Origin of the sequence: Luteimonas huabeiensis HB2 (assembly GCF_000559025.1) — a bacterium.
Taxonomy (GTDB): domain Bacteria; phylum Pseudomonadota; class Gammaproteobacteria; order Xanthomonadales; family Xanthomonadaceae; genus Luteimonas; species Luteimonas huabeiensis.
In genome coordinates this window covers 21,787-38,467 of record NZ_JAAN01000013.1, presented here as the reverse complement: position 1 = coordinate 38,467, position 16,681 = coordinate 21,787, and the positions used below count along the sequence as shown (strand labels likewise).

General features: G+C 74.1%; 15 protein-coding genes, 1 other RNA gene, 1 pseudogene and 1 riboswitch. Of the genes and pseudogenes, 6 read left to right on the top strand and 11 right to left on the bottom strand.

The features are described 5' to 3' along the window. Positions 1–167: 167 nt before the first annotated feature. The 3 genes from rnpB to rsmI form a co-directional block, all read right to left on the bottom strand. Positions 168–537: RNase P RNA component class A (rnpB, locus tag Z164_RS21295), an RNA gene on the bottom strand. 37 nt (positions 538–574) lie between these two features. Beyond that, a complete protein-coding gene (locus Z164_RS19965; RefSeq protein ID WP_024889433.1) occupies positions 575–1,420 on the bottom strand; it encodes an alpha/beta hydrolase in 846 nt (281 codons plus the stop codon). 113 nt (positions 1,421–1,533) lie between these two features. Next, the gene (rsmI, locus tag Z164_RS0103905) at positions 1,534–2,340 is read right to left on the bottom strand and encodes a 16S rRNA (cytidine(1402)-2'-O)-methyltransferase (protein WP_024889432.1); all 807 of its coding nucleotides are present in this window, start codon (positions 2,338–2,340) and stop codon (positions 1,534–1,536) included. 94 nt (positions 2,341–2,434) lie between these two features. Here rsmI and Z164_RS0103900 point away from each other — a divergent pair, with 94 nt between their 5' ends. From Z164_RS0103900 to Z164_RS0103885, 4 genes are all read left to right on the top strand, one after another. Continuing rightward, on the top strand, positions 2,435–3,829 hold the full coding sequence (locus Z164_RS0103900; RefSeq protein WP_024889431.1) for a penicillin-binding protein activator: 1,395 nt from the start codon (positions 2,435–2,437) through the stop codon (positions 3,827–3,829). A 22-nt stretch (positions 3,830–3,851) separates the two neighbouring features. After that, positions 3,852–4,253: a YraN family protein gene (locus Z164_RS0103895; RefSeq protein ID WP_024889430.1), complete on the top strand. Its 402-nt coding sequence runs from the start codon at positions 3,852–3,854 to the stop codon at positions 4,251–4,253. Positions 4,254–4,422: 169 nt separating this feature from the next. Further along, positions 4,423–5,739, top strand: a complete 1,317-nt coding sequence (locus Z164_RS0103890; protein WP_024889429.1) for an APC family permease — start codon at positions 4,423–4,425, stop codon at positions 5,737–5,739. Between the two features lie 36 nt (positions 5,740–5,775). Then, positions 5,776–6,942: a MalY/PatB family protein gene (locus Z164_RS0103885; RefSeq protein ID WP_024889428.1), complete on the top strand. Its 1,167-nt coding sequence runs from the start codon at positions 5,776–5,778 to the stop codon at positions 6,940–6,942. A gap of 333 nt (positions 6,943–7,275) precedes the next feature. On the opposite strand, the gene thiL is transcribed toward Z164_RS0103885, so the two are convergent. The 8 genes and pseudogenes from thiL to glyA form a co-directional block, all read right to left on the bottom strand. Then, a complete protein-coding gene (gene thiL, locus Z164_RS0103880; protein WP_024889427.1) occupies positions 7,276–8,232 on the bottom strand; it encodes a thiamine-phosphate kinase in 957 nt (318 codons plus the stop codon). A 94-nt stretch (positions 8,233–8,326) separates the two neighbouring features. Continuing rightward, positions 8,327–8,836: a transcription antitermination factor NusB gene (nusB, locus tag Z164_RS0103875; RefSeq protein WP_425477209.1), complete on the bottom strand. Its 510-nt coding sequence runs from the start codon at positions 8,834–8,836 to the stop codon at positions 8,327–8,329. Next, complete coding sequence (ribH, locus tag Z164_RS0103870) at positions 8,785–9,252, bottom strand: 6,7-dimethyl-8-ribityllumazine synthase (RefSeq protein ID WP_024889425.1); 468 nt, start codon at positions 9,250–9,252, stop codon at positions 8,785–8,787. The genes nusB and ribH overlap by 52 nt, the downstream gene beginning before the upstream one ends. Before the next feature lie 52 nt (positions 9,253–9,304). Continuing rightward, the gene (ribB, locus tag Z164_RS19960; RefSeq protein WP_043689238.1) at positions 9,305–10,417 is read right to left on the bottom strand and encodes a 3,4-dihydroxy-2-butanone-4-phosphate synthase; all 1,113 of its coding nucleotides are present in this window, start codon (positions 10,415–10,417) and stop codon (positions 9,305–9,307) included. After that, positions 10,414–11,031 carry a riboflavin synthase gene (locus tag Z164_RS21705; RefSeq protein ID WP_081770057.1) on the bottom strand — a complete coding sequence of 206 codons (618 nt, stop codon included), beginning with the start codon at positions 11,029–11,031 and terminating at the stop codon, positions 10,414–10,416. The genes ribB and Z164_RS21705 overlap by 4 nt, the downstream gene beginning before the upstream one ends. A 95-nt stretch (positions 11,032–11,126) precedes the next feature. Then, positions 11,127–11,274, bottom strand: a riboswitch (FMN riboswitch). Between the two features lie 117 nt (positions 11,275–11,391). Next, positions 11,392–12,375, bottom strand: a pseudogene (ribD, locus tag Z164_RS19955) (bifunctional diaminohydroxyphosphoribosylaminopyrimidine deaminase/5-amino-6-(5-phosphoribosylamino)uracil reductase RibD); the annotation flags it as partial. 31 nt (positions 12,376–12,406) lie between these two features. Further along, the gene (gene nrdR, locus Z164_RS0103855; protein ID WP_024889423.1) at positions 12,407–12,940 is read right to left on the bottom strand and encodes a transcriptional regulator NrdR; all 534 of its coding nucleotides are present in this window, start codon (positions 12,938–12,940) and stop codon (positions 12,407–12,409) included. Between the two features lie 120 nt (positions 12,941–13,060). Continuing rightward, the gene (gene glyA / locus Z164_RS0103850; protein ID WP_024889422.1) at positions 13,061–14,329 is read right to left on the bottom strand and encodes a serine hydroxymethyltransferase; all 1,269 of its coding nucleotides are present in this window, start codon (positions 14,327–14,329) and stop codon (positions 13,061–13,063) included. 117 nt (positions 14,330–14,446) lie between these two features. On the opposite strand from glyA, the gene Z164_RS22335 reads away from it, so the two are divergent. Beyond that, on the top strand, positions 14,447–14,902 hold the full coding sequence (locus Z164_RS22335) for a hypothetical protein (RefSeq protein WP_152540850.1): 456 nt from the start codon (positions 14,447–14,449) through the stop codon (positions 14,900–14,902). 107 nt (positions 14,903–15,009) lie between these two features. Continuing rightward, entirely contained in the window at positions 15,010–16,671 is a 1,662-nt protein-coding gene (ettA, locus tag Z164_RS0103840; protein WP_024889420.1) for an energy-dependent translational throttle protein EttA, read from the top strand. Positions 16,672–16,681: the final 10 nt, after the last annotated feature.

Genomic DNA, 16,681 nt, shown 5'->3' with positions numbered 1-16,681 from the left:
CAGGAGGCGACGACCGGAGAAACGGGCTTCGGCGAAGGCGCTGGCGCGTTTCACCCCAACCCCTCTCCCGCTCGCGGGAGAGGGGCGATGGGGCCGTGCGGGTTCGGCTTCGGGAAGGCAGCGGGTGCCGAGGCGAATGGGCTGCGGTGGCTTCTGTTTTTTGGGGGGGGCGGAGTCGGCCTGTAAGCCGGGTTCTGTCGTGGACAGCCATTCCTCTAGGCGCATCGTCGCCGATACGCTCGAGCGACCTACCCGGACCCGACGCGGGCCGCGCCATGAGGTCCCTATTTGGTCTTGCTCCCGGTGGGGTTTGCCGTGCCGGTCCGTTGCCGGACTCGCGGTGCGCTCTTACCGCACCGTTTCACCCTTGCCTGTGCCGCCGCATCCGCCGGAGCGGACAGGACGGCCATCGGCGGTCTGCTCTCTGTTGCACTTTCCGTCGGCTCGCGCCGCCCAGGCATTACCTGGCACCGTGCCCTGTGGAGCCCGGACTTTCCTCGGCATCGCAAGCGATGACGCGGCTGTCCGGCCGACTCCGCCGCGCGCATTGTCGCACGGCGAAGCACCCCGGGACTCAATTCGCGGCGCGACCGGCGGCGACGACGTCCGAGGCGACGAACGCGGCCAGCGCGCGGCGGAACGCCGGCGAATCGGTGGCGCTCATGTGATCGCGGCCGGAGACGATCAGCAGCCGCTTGCGCCCGCCGGGCGGCGAGGCGGCATCGAACAGCGCCTGCGCGAAACGCGGCGGCGTGACCGCATCGTCGGCACCGGCGACGATCAGCACCGGCTCGTCCAGCGCCGCGACGACGCCGAGGTTGCCCTTGCCCGCCAACGCGCCTTCCGGCGCCACCCGGCGCACCAGCATCCGCGCCCACAGGGGCTGCCGGGACCGCAGGTGCGTGGCCCAGTCCTCGGTGGTGGTCACCGAGCCTTCCAGCACCAACCCATCGAGCCGGCGCGCGGCCGCGACGTGGCCGGCCATGAAGCTGCCCAGCGAATGGCCGTGCACGATCAGCGGCAGCCCGCCCAGCCGGGCGTCGTCGCGCACGTGGTCGTGAACGGTCAGCGCATCGGCCAGCAGCGCATCGAGGCCGGCCGTGCCGGTGCTCGCCCCGTAGCCGCGATGGTCGACGAGCACGATGTTGACCGGCACCTCTGCGTAGGCGCGCGCGCTGCGCTCCGCGAAGCGCGCGACCGTGTAGCCGTTCCCGCCGAAGTAGAGCAACGTCGCGAGCGCGTCCTCGCGCGTGAACCGCAGCCCGTGCAGCAACGCCCCGCCGGCCGCGTCGATGGTCATCGCCTCGATCCGGTGGTCGGGGAAGCGCCCGCGCAGCGCCGCCAGATCCACCGGTGCCGCCGTGCGCGGGATCACGATGTTGTGCTCGCGGATCGGATAGGTGCAGCCTGCCAGCAGCAATGCGCACCCCCACGCCGCCAGCGTCCGTGCGCGGCGAGCGCCGCGTTTCCCGTTCCCCGCTGCCATCGCGCACCCCCTGGCCGAACCAACCCCCGCTTCGACCCGGCTCCGGGTCAATCGGTTCCCACCCGGTACAGCGCCTTGCGCGGCGCGCCGGTGATCTCCGCGGCCAGCCGCGCGGCGCTGGACGGCGGCAGGTGCGCGCTCAGCAGCGCGTAGACCCGGCGGCCCTCGGCCAGCACCGCGCCGGCGTCCTCGCCGGCGCCTTCCACCAGCAGCACGAACTCGCCCTTGCGCTGGTCGGCATCGGCCTCCACGGCGGCCTGCAGCGCCGAGAGACTGCCGTCGAGCACGGTCTCGAACAGCTTGGTCAGCTCGCGCGCCAGCACCGCCCGGCGTGCGTCGCCGAAGGCCGCACGCAGGTCGGCCAGCGACTCGACGATGCGGTGCGCGGACTCGTAGAAGATCAGCGTGCGCGACTCGCCGGCCAGCGCCGCCAGCCGCTCGCGCCGCGCGGCGGCCTTGGCCGGCAGGAAGCCCTCGAAGACGAAGCGGTCGCTGGGCAGGCCGGCCGCGCTCAGCGCGGCGACCAGCGCGCTCGGCCCCGGCACCGGGCTGACCCGGATCCCGGCCTGGCGCGCGGCGCGCACCAGGCGGAAACCCGGATCGCTGACCAGCGGCGTGCCGGCGTCGCTGACCAGGGCCAGCGACTCGCCGGCCGCCAGCCGCGCCACCAGCCGCGCGGCCATCGCCTCCTCGTTGTGCTCGTGCAGGGGCAGCGTGGGCGTGTCGATGCCCAGGTGCGCCAGCAAGGTGCGGGTGCGGCGGGTGTCCTCGGCGCAGATCGCCGCCACCTCGCGCAGGGTCTGGCCGGCGCGGGCGGACAGATCGCCCAGGTTGCCGATCGGAGTCGCCACCACGTACAGGACGCCGGCGGCGGGTGCGGAACTGGACAATCGTGTCTCCACGCGGGGCTCGGTAGAATCCTAGCCGTTTCTTCCACCGGACCGCCCCATGCGCAACCTGGCAAGACGCCCTTCCTGCACGCTCGCGCTGCTGCTGGCCGCGCTGATCCTGGCCGGCTGCGCCACCGTGGGGGTGACCCCGGTCGCGGCCCCGACCGGCCCGAGCGATCCGGGGCTGGCGGCGGCGGTGGAGATGGTCCGCTACCACGACACCCTGTCCGGCGCCGAGCGCGCGCAGGCGGCGCAGGAGGTCGAGCGCCTGCTGTCGACCGTGGACGACCAGACCCTCGCCGACTACGCCGCCGCCCTGCCCGAAGGCGATCCGATGTACGCCTACGTCGGCCGCGCGCTGCTGGCGCGCGGGCTGCCGCTGCCGCGGCCGTTCGACCTGCGCGCGCTGTGGGCCGCGCATGCCGGCAACCGCGGCCCCGCCGATCGCGACGGCTACCGGCCGCCGCTGAAGCTGGGCGTGCTGCTGCCGCTGTCGGGCAGCCTGGCCACGGCGGCGGCGCCGGTGCGCGACGGCCTGCTGGCGGGCTACTACGGCGAGCAGCGCCAGCGCCCCGAGGTGGTGTTCTACGACACCGCCGCCGGCGGCGCCTCGGCGGCCTACCAGCGCGCGGTGAGCGAGGGCGCGGACTACGTGCTCGGCCCGCTGGGCCGCGACGAGGTGGCCGCGCTGCTGGCGCGGCCCGAGGCGCTGCGGGTGCCGGTGCTGGCGCTCAACCGCGCCGGCGACGGCGCGCCCACCGGCTCCTTCAGCTTCGCGCTGGCGCCGGAGGACGACGGCACCGCCGCGGCCGACTACCTGCTCGCGCGCAACGTGCGCCAGGTGCTGGTGCTCAACGGCGGCGACGACAACGCGCGGCGCAGCGTGGACGCCTTCCGCAAGCGGCTGGAGGCCGGCGGCGGCGCGGTCAGCGACCTGCTGGTGGTGACCGGCGACACCCCGCCCGACATGACCGAGGCCTTCCGCAACGCGATGCTGAAGGACGACGGCGCGCAGGCGGTGTTCATCGCCCTGCGCGGCGCGCAGGCGCGCGCGATCGCGCCGCAGCTCGTCGCGGCCGGCTACGCCACGCGTCCGCGGGTGGGCACGTCGCAGCTGTACGCGAGCGGACGCAGCGAACAGGACGCCGCGCTCGACGGCATCGTGTTCCCGACCGAGCGCTGGGCCGCCTCGGGCGTCGCCGGCCTGCCGATGGCCTCCAGCGTCGCCGCCGGCCTGCCGACCGCGCGCGGCCCCGCCGCGCGCCTGTTCGCGTTCGGCTACGACGCCTGGCTGCTGACCGCCTTCATGGAGCGGCTGGTCACCGGCAGCGAGGCGGAGCTGCGCGGCGCGACCGGCCTGCTGCGCATCGACGCGCTGGGCAACATCGTGCGCACGCCGTCGTGGGCCACCTTCAGCGGCGGCCACGTGGTGCCGCTCGCCGACGGCGGCTGACGCGCAGCCGATGCCGGCAAGGATGCCGCCGCCCCCGCCCCGCGCTTCGCATGCGCGGGCCGCCAGCAACCGCGAACGCGGCCGTGCGGTCGAGCGCATGGCGCACGAGTACCTGCAGGCGCACGGCCTGCGGCCGGTGGCCGCCAACGCCGGCTACCGCTTCGGCGAACTGGACCTGGTGATGCGCGAGGCCGACGGCAGCCTGGTGTTCGTCGAAGTGCGCTACCGCCGCAGCGCGGCGTTCGGCGGCGGCGCGGCCTCGGTCCATGCCGGCAAGCGCGCGCGGCTGCTGCGCGCCGCGCAGGCGTTCCTGGCCGCGCACCCGCGCTGGGCGCAGGCGCCGTGCCGCTTCGACGTGGTCGAGGCCGAGGGCGAACCGCCGCGGCTGCGCTGGATCCGCGACGCCTTCCGCGCCGACGACTGAAATCCGCGCCGCCGCCGGCGCGCGGGCGGCGCGACCGAAGCCGGGCCCACGAGGGCGGCCCGCCGGGAGCCTCGGCGCGGCGTCGCGGCGATCGCGTCGCCGCTCGGCCGCCGCCCTCGCCGCGCCGGACTTTCGCTACCATCGACCGGTCCGCCACGGGGAGTGCGCCTTGAACCAGCCGCAACCGACGACCGCCGAGGGCGGCCTGCTGCGCGCGGTGGGCCGCTGGCAACTGGTCGGGCTGTCGGTGAACGACGTCATCGGCAGCGGCATCTACCTGCTGCCGGCCGCGGCGTTCGCGCTGCTCGGGCCCTTCAGCGTCTGGGCGACGCTGCTGGCCGGCGCCACCGTGGGCCTGCTGGTGCTGTGCTACGCCAAGGCCGCGAGCTACTTCGAGCGCCAGGGCGGCAGCTATCTCTATGCGCGCGAAGCGTTCGGGCCGTTCGTCGGCTTCCAGGTCGGCTGGACGATCTGGCTGACCCGGATCAGCGTGGCGGCGTCGCTGTCGAACGGGCTGGCCGACGCGGTGGCGCGGTTCTGGCCGGCGGCATCGGCCGGCGGCGGGCGCGCGTTCGTGGTGGCCGGTTCGCTGCTGCTGCTGACCGCGATCAACGTGGTCGGCGTGCGCTGGGCGGCGCACGCGGCCGGGGCGCTGGTGTTCGGCAAGCTGGTGCCGCTGCTGCTGTTCGTCTTCATCGGCCTGTTCCACATGGACTGGGGCCTGGCCTTCGGCGCGCCCGCGCCGCCGCTGTCGGCCGGCGACGCCGCCGAGGCCGCGCTGCTGCTGCTGTTCGCCTACGCCGGCTTCGAGAACCTGCCGGTGGCCGCGGGCGAGTACAAGGACCCGCGCCGCAACGTGCCGTTCGCGATGCTGACCATGATCGCGCTGGTGACCCTGGTCTACGGGGCCACGCAGTTGGTCGCCCAGGGCACCCTGCCGGGGCTGGCGGACTCGAAGACGCCGCTGGCCGACGCCGCGGCCGGCTTCGGCGGCGAAGGGCTGGCGCTGCTGCTCACCGTGGGCGCGGCGCTGTCGATCCTGGGCACCAACAACAACACCATGATGCTGGGCCCGCGCTTCCTGCACGCGCTGGCGGCCGACGGCTACGGGCCGGCCGCGCTGGCGCGGGTGCATCCGCGCTTCCGCACGCCGGCGATCGCCATCGGCGTGCAGGCCGCGATCGCCCTGGCGCTGGCGCTGACCGGCTCGTTCGTGCAACTGGCGGTGCTGTCGATGGTGACCCGCCTGATCGGCTACATCACCACCGCCGGCAGCGTACTGGTGCTGCGGCAGCGCTACGGCGATCCGCCAGGGAGCATGCGCCTGCCCGGCGGGCCGCTGATCCCGGTGGCCGCGCTGCTGCTGTCGCTGGCGCTGCTGCTGGCCGCCAGCGCCGCCAACCTGCTGGCGGTGGCGGCGGCGATCGCGGTCGGCACGCTGATCTACCGCTTCCGCCGCCGCGACGCGCGCCCGGCGGATGCGTAGACTGGCGCTTCGCCCGCTCCGAACGCACGCACGCCCGTGGACTTCGCCGCCCGACTCGACGCGCTGACCCTCGACGACCTGCGCGCCGGCGGCGGCCTGAAATGGACCGCGTTCCCGGACTGCATCGGCGCGTTCGTGGCCGAGATGGACTTCGGCATCGCGCCGGAGATCGAGGCCGCGCTGCACGCCGCGATCGCCGGCGGCCGCACCGGCTATCTCTCCACGCCGCTGACCGACGCGCTCGCCGCCGCCTGCGCCGACTGGCACGCCGAGCGCTACGGCTGGTCGCCCGATCCCGCGCGCATCCACCCGCTGCCCGACGTGCTGACCGGGCTGGAACTGGCGCTGCGCCACCTGCTACCCGAACGCACGCCGGTGGTGCTGCCCACGCCGAACTACATGCCCTTCGTGCCGCTGCTGCGGCTGCTGGGCCACCCGGTGCTGCAGGTGCCGATGCGCGAGGACGGCGACGGCTGGCGCTTCGACGAGGACGCGCTCGACGCCGCCTTCGCCCGCGGCGCGAAGCTGGCGATCCTGTGCAACCCGCACAACCCGCTGGGCCGCGCGTACACCGCGCAGGAGCTGGCGCGCTTCTCGGAGATCGCCGCCCGCCACGGCGCGCGGGTGTTCTGCGACGAGATCCATGCACCCTTGGTCTTCGCGCCGCACCGCCACGTGCCCTACGCCTCGCTCGGCCCGGTCGCCGCGGCGCAGGCGATCACGGCGACCTCCGCGTCCAAAGGCTGGAACCTGCCCGGGCTGAAGTGCGCGCAGCTGATCCTGACCTGCGACGAGGACCAGGCGCGCTGGCGGCGCATGGCGCCGCTGGCCGGCCACGCCACCGCGACGCTGGGCGTGATCGCCAACACCGTCGCCTACCGCGAGGGCGGCGGCTGGCTCGACCGCGTGCTCGACTACCTGGCCGGCAACCGCGCGCTGATCGACGCGCGCGTGCGCCGCGAACTGCCGCAACTCGGCTACCGGGCGCCGGAAGGCACCTACCTGGCCTGGTTCGACTGCCGCGCGCTCGGCGACGCGCAGCCGGCGCGACGCTTCCGCGAGGCCGGCCTGGCGCTGACCGACGGCGCCGAATGCGGCGACGGCGGCGCCGGCTTCGTGCGGATGAACTTCGCCATGCCGCGCCCGCTGCTGGACGAGGCGCTCACGCGCATGGCGCGCGCCGTCGGCACCGCGCCCGCGTAGAGGCGCGCGCCCTCCCCCGCAAGCGGGTGCAGGCAGTCCCTTCTCCCGCAAGCGGGGATGTGCCCTCCCTTCTCCCGCAAGCGGGGACGTGCCCTCCCTTCTCCCGCAAGCGGGGACATGCCCTCCCTTCTCCCGCAAGCGGGAGAAGGTGGCGCGCAGCGCCGGATGAGGGCCACTTTTGCACGCCTGCGGCGTGCCCCCATCCGCCTTCGGCACCTTCCCCCGCTTGCGGGGGAAGGGAAAAACGGCGTGCTCCCCGCTTGCGGGGGAAGGGAAAAACACGCCGAGCGTCGATGCTCCCCGTCGGACCCGCCTCCCCGCGGCCGGTCGCGGCTAGCGCCCGCCGAAATGCTCGTAGCCGGTGGCCGGCGGGAGCCAGGCGGCGCCATCGGCGTCGCGACAGGCGATGCCTTCGCCGGCGACGATGCGGCCGATGCGGGTCACGGCGACGCCGGCTTCGCGCGCGGCGGCCTCGATGCCGGCGCGCATGCCCGCCGGCGCGGTGAAGCACAGCTCGTAGTCGTCGCCACCGGCGGCCTGCAGCGCGCGCCGCGCCTGCGCCGCGGGCAGGGCGGCGCGCAGCGCGTCCGAGGCCGGCAGCGCGTCGATGGCGAGCTCGGCGCCGACGCCGCTGGCGCGCAGCACGTGGCCGAGGTCGGCCAGCAGGCCGTCGGAGACGTCGATCGCGGCGTGCGCGCGGCCGGCCAGCGCCGCGCCGAGCGCGATCCGCGGCGTGGGCCGCCACAGCCGCTCGCGCAGCGCCTCCGGCACCGGCTCGCCGCGTTGCCAGGCGCGCAGCGCGGCCGCGGCGTCGCCCAGGGTGCCGCTGACCCAGACGTCGTCGCCGACCCGGGCGCCGTCGCGGCGCAGGGCGCGGCCCGGCGCCACGTGGCCGATCGCGGTCACGCACAGCGACAACGGGCCGCGCGTGGTGTCGCCGCCGACCAGGCTCACCCCGTGCCGGTCGGCCAGCGCGAGCAGACCCTCGGCGAGCGCCTCGACCCACACGGGTTCCGGCGCCGGCGCGGAGAGCGACAGCGTGCACCAGGCGGGCGTGGCGCCCATCGCGGCCAGGTCCGACAGGTTCACCGCCAGCGCCTTCCAGCCGATGGCCTCGGGCGGGGTGTCGGCGGGAAAGTGCACGCCGGCGTTGAGGGTGTCGGTGGCGACGGCGAGCTCGCGGCCCGGCGGCGGGCGCAGCAGGGCGGCATCGTCGCCGATGCCCAGCGCCACGTCGTCGCGGGCGGCGGCGCGGCGGCGGATGCGCTCGATCAGGTCGAACTCGGCCATCGGGCGGCTCCTTGCGAAAGGTTCGCGGGATGCGGGCGCCGGGCCATGCGGAGGAACACGGCGCCGATCCCGCCGCCGGCCGCCCGCGTGGCGCTCATCCGCGCCGCGCGGCCTCCACCTCGGCCGCGCGCCAGTCCGCGCTCGCGCGGTCGAGCACGCCGTTGACGTAGGTGTGGCCGTGCTCGGAACCGAAGCGCTTGACCGTCTTCAGCGCCTCGTCGATGACCACGCGGTACGGCACGTCGATGCGGTGCTGCAATTCGTAGGCGGCGATGCGCAGCATCGCGCGCTCGATCTGGTCGACCTCGCCGATCGGGCGGTCGAGGAAGGGCTGCAGCGAGGCGTCCAGCGCGGCGTGATGACCCAGCACGCCGCGCACCAGGTCCTCGAAGTACTCGAGGTCGGCGACCTCGTTGGCCTGCTCGTGGGCGAACTGGGCGACGATGCCGCGCGCGTCGCCGCCGCTGACCTGCCAGGCGTACACCGCCTGCAGCGCGCGCCGCCGCGCGCGCGTGCGCAGCACCGGGTCCACGCCCGTGCGGTGCGGCCGGCTCACGGCAGCTTCTCCACCAGGTCGCTCATCTCGATCGCCACCAGCGCGCACTCCTCGCCCTTGTTGCCGTGGCTGCCGCCGGCGCGGCGCTCGGCGTCCACCACGTCGTCCACCGCCAGCACGCCGTTGGCCACCGGCAGGCCGAACTCCAGCGAGACCTGCATCAGCCCCTCGGCGCAGTTGTCGGCGACCTGCTCGAAGTGGCGGGTGTCGCCGCGGATCACGCAGCCCAGCGCGACCAGCGCGGCATGCCCGCCGGCGGCGGCCACGCGCGCGGCCACGGCGGGGATCTCCCAGGCGCCGGGCACGCGGATCACGTCCACCGCGTCCTCGGCCACGCCGTGCTCGGCGAAGGCCTTGCGCGCGCCGGCCACCAGCGCATCGGTGATGCGCGGGTTCCAGCGGCTGGCGATGATCGCGAAGCGCGCGCCTTCGGCGGGACGCAGGTCGCCTTCGTAGTGGGTCATGCGGAGGCCGGACGAGAGGGGGCCGCACAGTTTAGAGCATGGCGCGCGCGCATCAGCCGGCCGCCGGCGGTTCCGCGTAGCCGACCACCTCCAGGCCGAAGCCGGCCACCGCCACCTGGCGGCGCGGGGTGCCCAGCACGCGGATGCGGCCGAAGCCGAGGTCGGCCAGGATCTGGCTGCCGGCGCCGTTGCGGCGCCACTCGGCGAGCGCGCCGGCGCGACCGCCCTGCGCCGGCTCCGGGGCGGCGCGCAGGCGCGCCAGCAGCGCGTCGGCGTCGGGCGCCTCGCCGAGCAGCACCAGGGCGCCGGTCTCTTCGCGCGCCAGCCGCGCCAGCACGTCGCCGCTGAGCGGGCCCAGGTCGGGGCGGCGCCAGTGCAGCGCGTCGGCCAGCGGGTTCAGCGGCTGCACCCGCACCAGCGCCTCGCGCTCCGGCGCGGGCGTGCCGCGCACCAGCGCGAAGTGCAGGCCGTGGCTGAGGCGGTCGCGGTAGGTCACCAGCTCGAACGGGCCGTGGTCGGTCTCGATCGGCCGCGCGTCCACGCGCTCGACGGTGTGCTCGGTCTCCAGCCGGTAGCGGATCAGGTCCTCGATCGAGCCGATCTTCAGGCCGTGCTCGCGGGCGAAGGCTTCCAGCTCCTGGCGCCGGGCCATGCTGCCGTCGGGATTGAGCACCTCCACCAGCACGGCGGCCGGCTCCAGCCCCGCCAGCAGGGCCAGATCGGTGCCGGCCTCGGTATGGCCGGCGCGCGCCAGCACCCCGCCCGGCTGCGCGGCCAGCGGGAAGATGTGGCCCGGCTGGGCCAGATCGGACGGGCCGGCGTTGGGCCGCACCGCGGTGCGGATGGTATGGGCGCGGTCGTAGGCGGAAATGCCGGTGGTGACGCCCTCGGCGGCCTCGATGCTGACGGTGAAGTTGGTGTGGTGGGGCGAGGTGTTGTCGCGCACCATCGGCGGCAGGCCGAGCTGGGCGCAGCGCTCGCGGGTGAGCGACAGGCAGACCAGCCCGCGCGCGTGGGTGACCATGAAGTTGATGTCGGACGGCCGCACCAGCTCCGCGGCCATGATCAGGTCGCCCTCGTTCTCGCGGTCCTCGTCGTCGACGATGACCACCATGCGGCCGGCGCGGATCTCCTCCAGCAGTTCGGGGATCGTCGCGAAGCTCATGCCGCGTCCTCCGCCGCATCCTGCCGCGCCGCCAGCAGGCGCTCGACGTAGCGCGCCACCAGGTCCGCCTCCAGGTTGACCGGATCGCCGATCGCGGTCGCGAAGAAGGCGGTGTGGGCGAGCGTGTGCGGCACCAGCGCGACCTCGAAGCCGCCGGCATCGACCGCGTTGACGGTCAGGCTCACGCCATCGACGCAGATCGAGCCCTTGTGGGCGACGTAACGCAGCAGCCCGGGCGGCGCGGCGAAGCGCCAGCGCTGCGCGCGCGCGTCCTCGCGCACCGATTCCACCCGGCCGACGCCGTCGACGTGGCCGCTGACCAGATGCCCGCCGAGGCGGTCGGTGGGCCGCATCGCGCGCTCCAGGTTCAGCGGCCGCCCGGGCGCCAGCGCGCCGAGCGTGGTCAGCGCCAGGGTCTCGCTGGAGGCATCGGCCTCGAAGGCGCCGGCGTCGAAGGCGACCACGGTGAGGCAGACGCCGTTGACGGCGATGCTCTCGCCCAGCGCCGCGTCGGCGAACGGCAGCGTGCCGACGGCGATGCGCAGCCGCGCGTCGCCGCCGCGCGGCTCCACGGCCAGCAGCCGGCCGACGCCTTCGATCAATCCGGTGAACATCCGTCCTACTCCCTCCGGCGGGAATGCCCGCACGGTCAACGATCGGTGGGGAATGCGTCCGGACGCGACGGCGCGCGCGGTCCGCGCCGCGCGCTGGTCGTCTTCTCGCATCCGGACTGTGACCGTCGGCCCCGGACTCCGACCGGGTCTGCTGACCTGCCGGCGTCGCCGGCAGCGCTCGCGGGCTCGCGCGTCGCCGCGCCTACCGCCGGTGGGGACTTCCACCCCGCCCTGAAGACATTCGTTGGGAAAACCGCCGGCGAACCGGCGCGCGCATTCTAGCAACGCCGCGCGCCCGCGCCCGACGCCCGGCGGGACGATGCGTTGCGGCGGTTCATCCGCGGCCCGGCGCCGGCGCTCCCGCCGGCGCTCGCCCAGCAGCACCGGCGCCATGTAGAGCAGCAGTTCGTCGACCAGGCCCGCGCGCAGCCAGGCCCCGGACAGCACCGGGCCGGCCTCGACCTGGACCTCGCCGATGCCGCGCGCGGCCAGCAGCGCGAGCGCGGCATGCAGGTCCAGTCCGCCGTCGCGGACAGGCAGCGCGGCGTGCTCGATGGCCACGCCCTCCGGCACCGCCGCGTCCCCGGCGTGCAGGTACAGGGTGGGCGCCGAGGCATCGCGGATGCGCGCGCGCGACAGCGACGACAGCCGGGCATCCATCACCACGCGCAGCGGCGGCACGAACGGCGCCTCCGGCGCCAGCCGCACGGTCAGCGCGGGATCGTCGGCGAGCACGGTGCCGCGACCGGTCAGGATCGCCCCGCTGCGCGCGCGCCAGCGCATCACGTCGGCGCGCGAGGCGGCGCCGCTGATCCACTTGGAATCGCCGTCGGCCATCGCGGTGCGGCCGTCGAGGCTGCAGGCCAGCTTGAGCCGCAGCCACGGCCGGCCGCGCTCCAGCCGCGACAGGTAGGCGCGGTTCAGCGCGCGCGCCTGCGCCTCCATCAGCCCCCAGGCGACCTCCACCCCGGCCGCGCGCAGGCGCTCGAAGCCGGCGCCGTCGACCTGCGGGAACGGATCGCGCATGGCCGCGACCACGCGCGCCACCCCCGCCTCGAGCAGCGCGTCCGCGCACGGGCCGGTGCGGCCGGTATGGGCGCAGGGTTCCAGGGTCACGTAGGCGGTCGCGCCGCGCGCGCGCTCGCCGGCCTCGCGCAGCGCGAACACCTCCGCGTGCGGCCCGCCCTGGCGCTGGTGCCAGCCTTCGCCCACGACCTCGCCGTCGCGGACCAGCACGCAGCCCACCATCGGGTTCGGCCGGGTGGTCCAGGCGCCGCGCTCGGCGAGCGCCAGGGCCCGGGCCATGCGGGCATGGTCGGCGGCGGAGAAGGCGAACGCGCTCATCGCGCGTCCCGCCTCGCGCGGATGCCGCACCTCACCGGCGCCCGCGCCGGTCCGGCGGCTTGGCGAAGGGCACCAGCTCGCCGCCGAGCAGCGGCAGCTGCGCCTCGCCGGGCAGGTCGCGCTCGAGCCGGTCGAGCTCCTCGCGGAAGTCGGCCACGTCCTCGAACGCGCGGTACACCGAGGCGAAGCGCACGTAGGCGACGTGGTCGAGCTTGCGCAGCTCGGCCATCACGAACTCGCCGACCCGGATCGAGGGCAGCTCGCGCTCGCCGCTCATGCGCACCGCGTGCACCACCGCGCGCACCGCCGCCTCGATCTGTTCCTCCGACACCGGCCGCTTCTGCAGCGCGCGGTCGAAGCCGACCCGCAGCTTCCGGGCGTCGAACTGCTCGCGACGGCCGTCGGACTTGATGATCGCCGGCAGCTTCAGCTCGATGGTCTCGAGGGTCGAGAAGCGCTCCCCGCAGGCCTCGCACTCGCGCCGGCGGCGGATGGTGGCGCCGTCCTCGGACACGCGCGAATCGATCACGCGGGTGTCGGTGTGCTGGCAGAAGGGGCAGTGCATCAGCGCTTCCGGGACTCGGGACCCGGGACTCGGGACTCGGGAAAAAGCGCAGCCTCGGCGACGCGGCGCGGACCCGGCGCTTCGCCGAGTCCCGAGTCCCGAGTCCCGAGTCCCGTGGTCTTAGCCATACACCGGATACTTGCGGCACTGCGCGGTCACTGCCTCGCGGACGCGGGCGATGACCGCCTCGTCCTCGGGCGCGTCGAGCACGTCGCAGATCCAGTCAGCCAGTTCCACGCAGTCGGCTTCGAGGTAGCCGCGGGTGGTCACCGCCGGGGTGCCGATGCGCAGGCCGGAGGTCACGAACGGCTTCTGCGGGTCGTTGGGCACGGCGTTCTTGTTGACGGTGATGTGGGCGCGGCCCAGCGCTTCCTCGGCCGCCTTGCCGGTCACCCCCTTGCCGATCATGTCCACCAGCATCAGGTGGTTGTCGGTGCCGCCGGAGACGATCCGGTAGCCGCGCTCGACGATGGTCTTCGCCATCGCCCGCGCGTTGGCCACCACCTGCGCCTGGTAGGTCTTGAACTCCGGCTCCAGCGCTTCCTTGAAGGCCACCGCCTTAGCGGCGATGACGTGCATCAGCGGGCCGCCCTGGATGCCGGGGAACACGACCGACTGCAGCTTCTTGACGATCTCGTCGAACGCCTCGCCAGCGCCCGCGCGGCCAGCCACGATGATCCCGCCGCGCGGGCCACGCAGGGTCTTGTGGGTGGTCGAGGTGACCACGTGCGCGTGCGGCACCGGGTCCGGGTAGACGCCGGCGGCGACCAGGCCGGCCACGTGCGCCATGTCCACGAACAGCCAGGCGCCGACCTGGTCGGCGATGGCGCGGAAGCGCGCCCAGTCGACGTGGCGCGAGTAGGCCGAGAAACCGGCGACCACCATCTTCGGCCTGTGCTCCAGCGCCAGCCGCTCGACTTCGTCGTAGTCGATCAGACCCTGGTCGTTCACCCCGTACTGGACCGCCTCGAACAGCTTGCCCGAGGCGTTGACCCGGGCGCCGTGGGTGAGGTGCCCGCCGTGGGCCAGCGACATGCCGAGGATCTTGTCGCCCGGCTGCAGCAGGGCCAGGTACACGGCCTGGTTGGCCTGCGAGCCGGAGTGCGGCTGCACGTTGGCGTAGTCGGCGCCGAACAGCCGCTTCGCGCGGTCGATGGCCAGCTGCTCGGCCACGTCCACGTACTCGCAGCCGCCGTAGTAGCGCTTGCCCGGGTAGCCTTCCGCGTACTTGTTGGTCAGCTGGCTGCCCTGCGCTTCCATGACCCGGGGGCTGGCGTAGTTCTCCGAGGCGATCAGCTCGACGTGGTCCTCCTGGCGGCGGGCCTCCGAGGCGATGGCCGCAGCCAGTTCAGGGTCGTAACCTTCGATACGGGCATCGCGCGGGAACATCGCTCGCTCCAGAAGACGGCAGGGCCGGGAAAGACCGCGATTCTAGCGCGCCGCTGACAGCGGCGGACCGCTCGGCCAGCCATGCCAACATTTCGCGTCGCCCATCGAGAAGATCCCATGCCCTACGCCTTCGCCCCCGCCACGGATCCACTGGCGATCGGGGAGCGCCAGTGGGCGGTGGCCGCGCTAACGCCGCCGTGCGGGCGCCGCGCAGTCGTCGGCCTGCGCTTCTCCCGGCTCGGCCCCTGCCTGGGCCTAGCCGCGCCACTGCCGGGTGCGCGCGCATTCGCACTTTGCCTGTCTCGCGCCTCGCCTACCCTCGTCCCGGTCTCACCCTCCGGCATCGAGGCTGCCGTCGGCTTGCTGCGCGCGGCCGGGTACGTCTCCGGAGCGCCGGGCCCGGCACTGCTGATCGGGCCGGTGGATGCGTGGCGGCGGGGGGCGGCGGCAGCCTACGCGGCGCTGCACGCCGCGCTGCCCGGGGCCGCACGGGAACTCCCCCTGGTGCCCGGCTCCTACGGTCTGGCGTTCAACGCCGATGGCGCGCTGGCGGTGGTCGCCGGCGGCGGCTGAGGGCCGGCCGGACGCGGCGGCTACGCTACAATGGCGCATCCCCGCCTGCCCCTCCCCGCCCCTGTCCAGGCCGGCGGGCGCCCAGGCCACGCCCCTCCGGAGCCCCCATGTCGCAATACATCTACACCATGAACCGCGTCAGCAAGGTGGTCCCGCCGAAACGGCAGATCATCAAGGACATCTCGCTGTCGTTCTTCCCCGGCGCGAAGATCGGCCTGCTCGGCCTCAACGGCGCCGGCAAGTCCACCGTGCTGCGGATCATGGCCGGGGTGGACCAGGACTTCGAGGGCGAGGCGCGCCCGCAGCCCGGCATCAAGGTGGGCTACCTGCCGCAGGAGCCGCAGCTCGATCCCGAGCACACCGTGCGCCAGGCGGTGGAGGAAGGCGTGGGCGAGGTGCTGCAGGCCCAGGCCGCGCTGGAGGCGGTGTACGCCGCCTACGCCGAGGAAGGCGCCGATTTCGACGCCCTGGCCAAGGAACAGGAGCGGCTGGAGGCGATCCTCGCCGCCGGCGACGCGCACACCCTGGAGAACCAGCTGGAAGTGGCCGCCGACGCGCTGCGCCTGCCGCCGTGGGACGCCAAGATCGGCCCGCTGTCGGGCGGCGAGAAGCGCCGCGTGGCGCTGTGCCGGCTGCTGCTGCAGAAGCCCGACATGCTGCTGCTCGACGAGCCGACCAACCACCTCGACGCCGAATCGGTGGAATGGCTGGAGCAGTTCCTGCAGCGCTATCCGGGCACCGTGGTGGCGGTCACCCACGATCGCTACTTCCTCGACAACGCCGCCGAGTGGATCCTCGAGCTCGACCGCGGCCGCGGCATCCCGTGGAAGGGCAACTACACCGATTGGCTGGTGCAGAAGGAAGAGCGCCTGAAGCAGGAAGAGAGCCAGGAGAAGGCGCGCCAGAAGGCGATCCAGAAGGAGCTGGAGTGGGCGCGGCAGAACGCCAAGGGCGGCCGCTCCAAGGGCAAGGCGCGCCTGGCGCGGATCGAGGAACTGCAGTCGGTCGAATACCAGAAGCGCAACGAGACCAACGAGATCTTCATCCCGCCGGGCGAGCGCCTGGGCAACTCGGTAATCGAGTTCAAGGGCGTGTCCAAGAGCTTCGGCGACCGCCTGCTGATCGACGACCTCAGCTTCATCGTGCCGCCCGGCGCGATCGTCGGCATCATCGGTCCCAACGGCGCCGGCAAGTCGACGCTGTTCAAGATGATCATCGGCAAGGAGCAGCCCGACCGCGGCGAGATCGTCATCGGCCCGACGGTGAAGCTGGCCTACGTCGACCAGAGCCGCGACAAGCTGGAAGGCAACCACAACGTCTTCCAGGAGATCTCGGGCGGCGCCGACATCCTCAACATCAACGGCGTCGAGATCCAGTCGCGCGCCTACATCGGCCGCTTCAACTTCAAGGGCCAGGACCAGCAGAAGATCGTCGGCTCGCTGTCGGGCGGCGAGCGCGGCCGCCTGCACCTGGCGAAGACCCTGCTGCAGGGCGGCAACGTGCTGCTGCTCGACGAGCCCTCCAACGACCTGGACGTGGAGACCCTGCGCGCGCTGGAAGACGCGCTGCTGGAGTTCCCGGGCAACGCCTTCGTGATCTCGCACGACCGCTGGTTCCTGGACCGCATCGCCACCCACATCCTCGCCTTCGAGGGCGACAGCCACGTGGAGTTCTTCCAGGGCAACTACCGCGAGTACGAGGAGGACAAGAAGCGCCGCCTCGGCGACGACGCCGGCCCGAAGCGGCTGCGGTTCAAGGCGCTGAAGTGAGGCGAGGGCG

Coding starts and splice junctions, on each gene's coding strand:
- Z164_RS0103895 (WP_024889430.1), top strand. CDS start 3,852: ATGCCGCCGCCCCCGCCCCGCGCTTCGCATGCGCGGGCCGCCAGCAAC.
- ettA (WP_024889420.1), top strand. CDS start 15,010: ATGTCGCAATACATCTACACCATGAACCGCGTCAGCAAGGTGGTCCCG.
- ribB (WP_043689238.1), bottom strand. CDS start 10,417: ATGAGCTTCGCGACGATCCCCGAACTGCTGGAGGAGATCCGCGCCGGC.
- ribH (WP_024889425.1), bottom strand. CDS start 9,252: ATGACCCACTACGAAGGCGACCTGCGTCCCGCCGAAGGCGCGCGCTTC.
- thiL (WP_024889427.1), bottom strand. CDS start 8,232: ATGGCCGAGTTCGACCTGATCGAGCGCATCCGCCGCCGCGCCGCCGCC.
- Z164_RS22335 (WP_152540850.1), top strand. CDS start 14,447: ATGCCCTACGCCTTCGCCCCCGCCACGGATCCACTGGCGATCGGGGAG.
- glyA (WP_024889422.1), bottom strand. CDS start 14,329: ATGTTCCCGCGCGATGCCCGTATCGAAGGTTACGACCCTGAACTGGCT.
- nrdR (WP_024889423.1), bottom strand. CDS start 12,940: ATGCACTGCCCCTTCTGCCAGCACACCGACACCCGCGTGATCGATTCG.
- Z164_RS0103900 (WP_024889431.1), top strand. CDS start 2,435: ATGCGCAACCTGGCAAGACGCCCTTCCTGCACGCTCGCGCTGCTGCTG.
- Z164_RS21705 (WP_081770057.1), bottom strand. CDS start 11,031: ATGTTCACCGGATTGATCGAAGGCGTCGGCCGGCTGCTGGCCGTGGAG.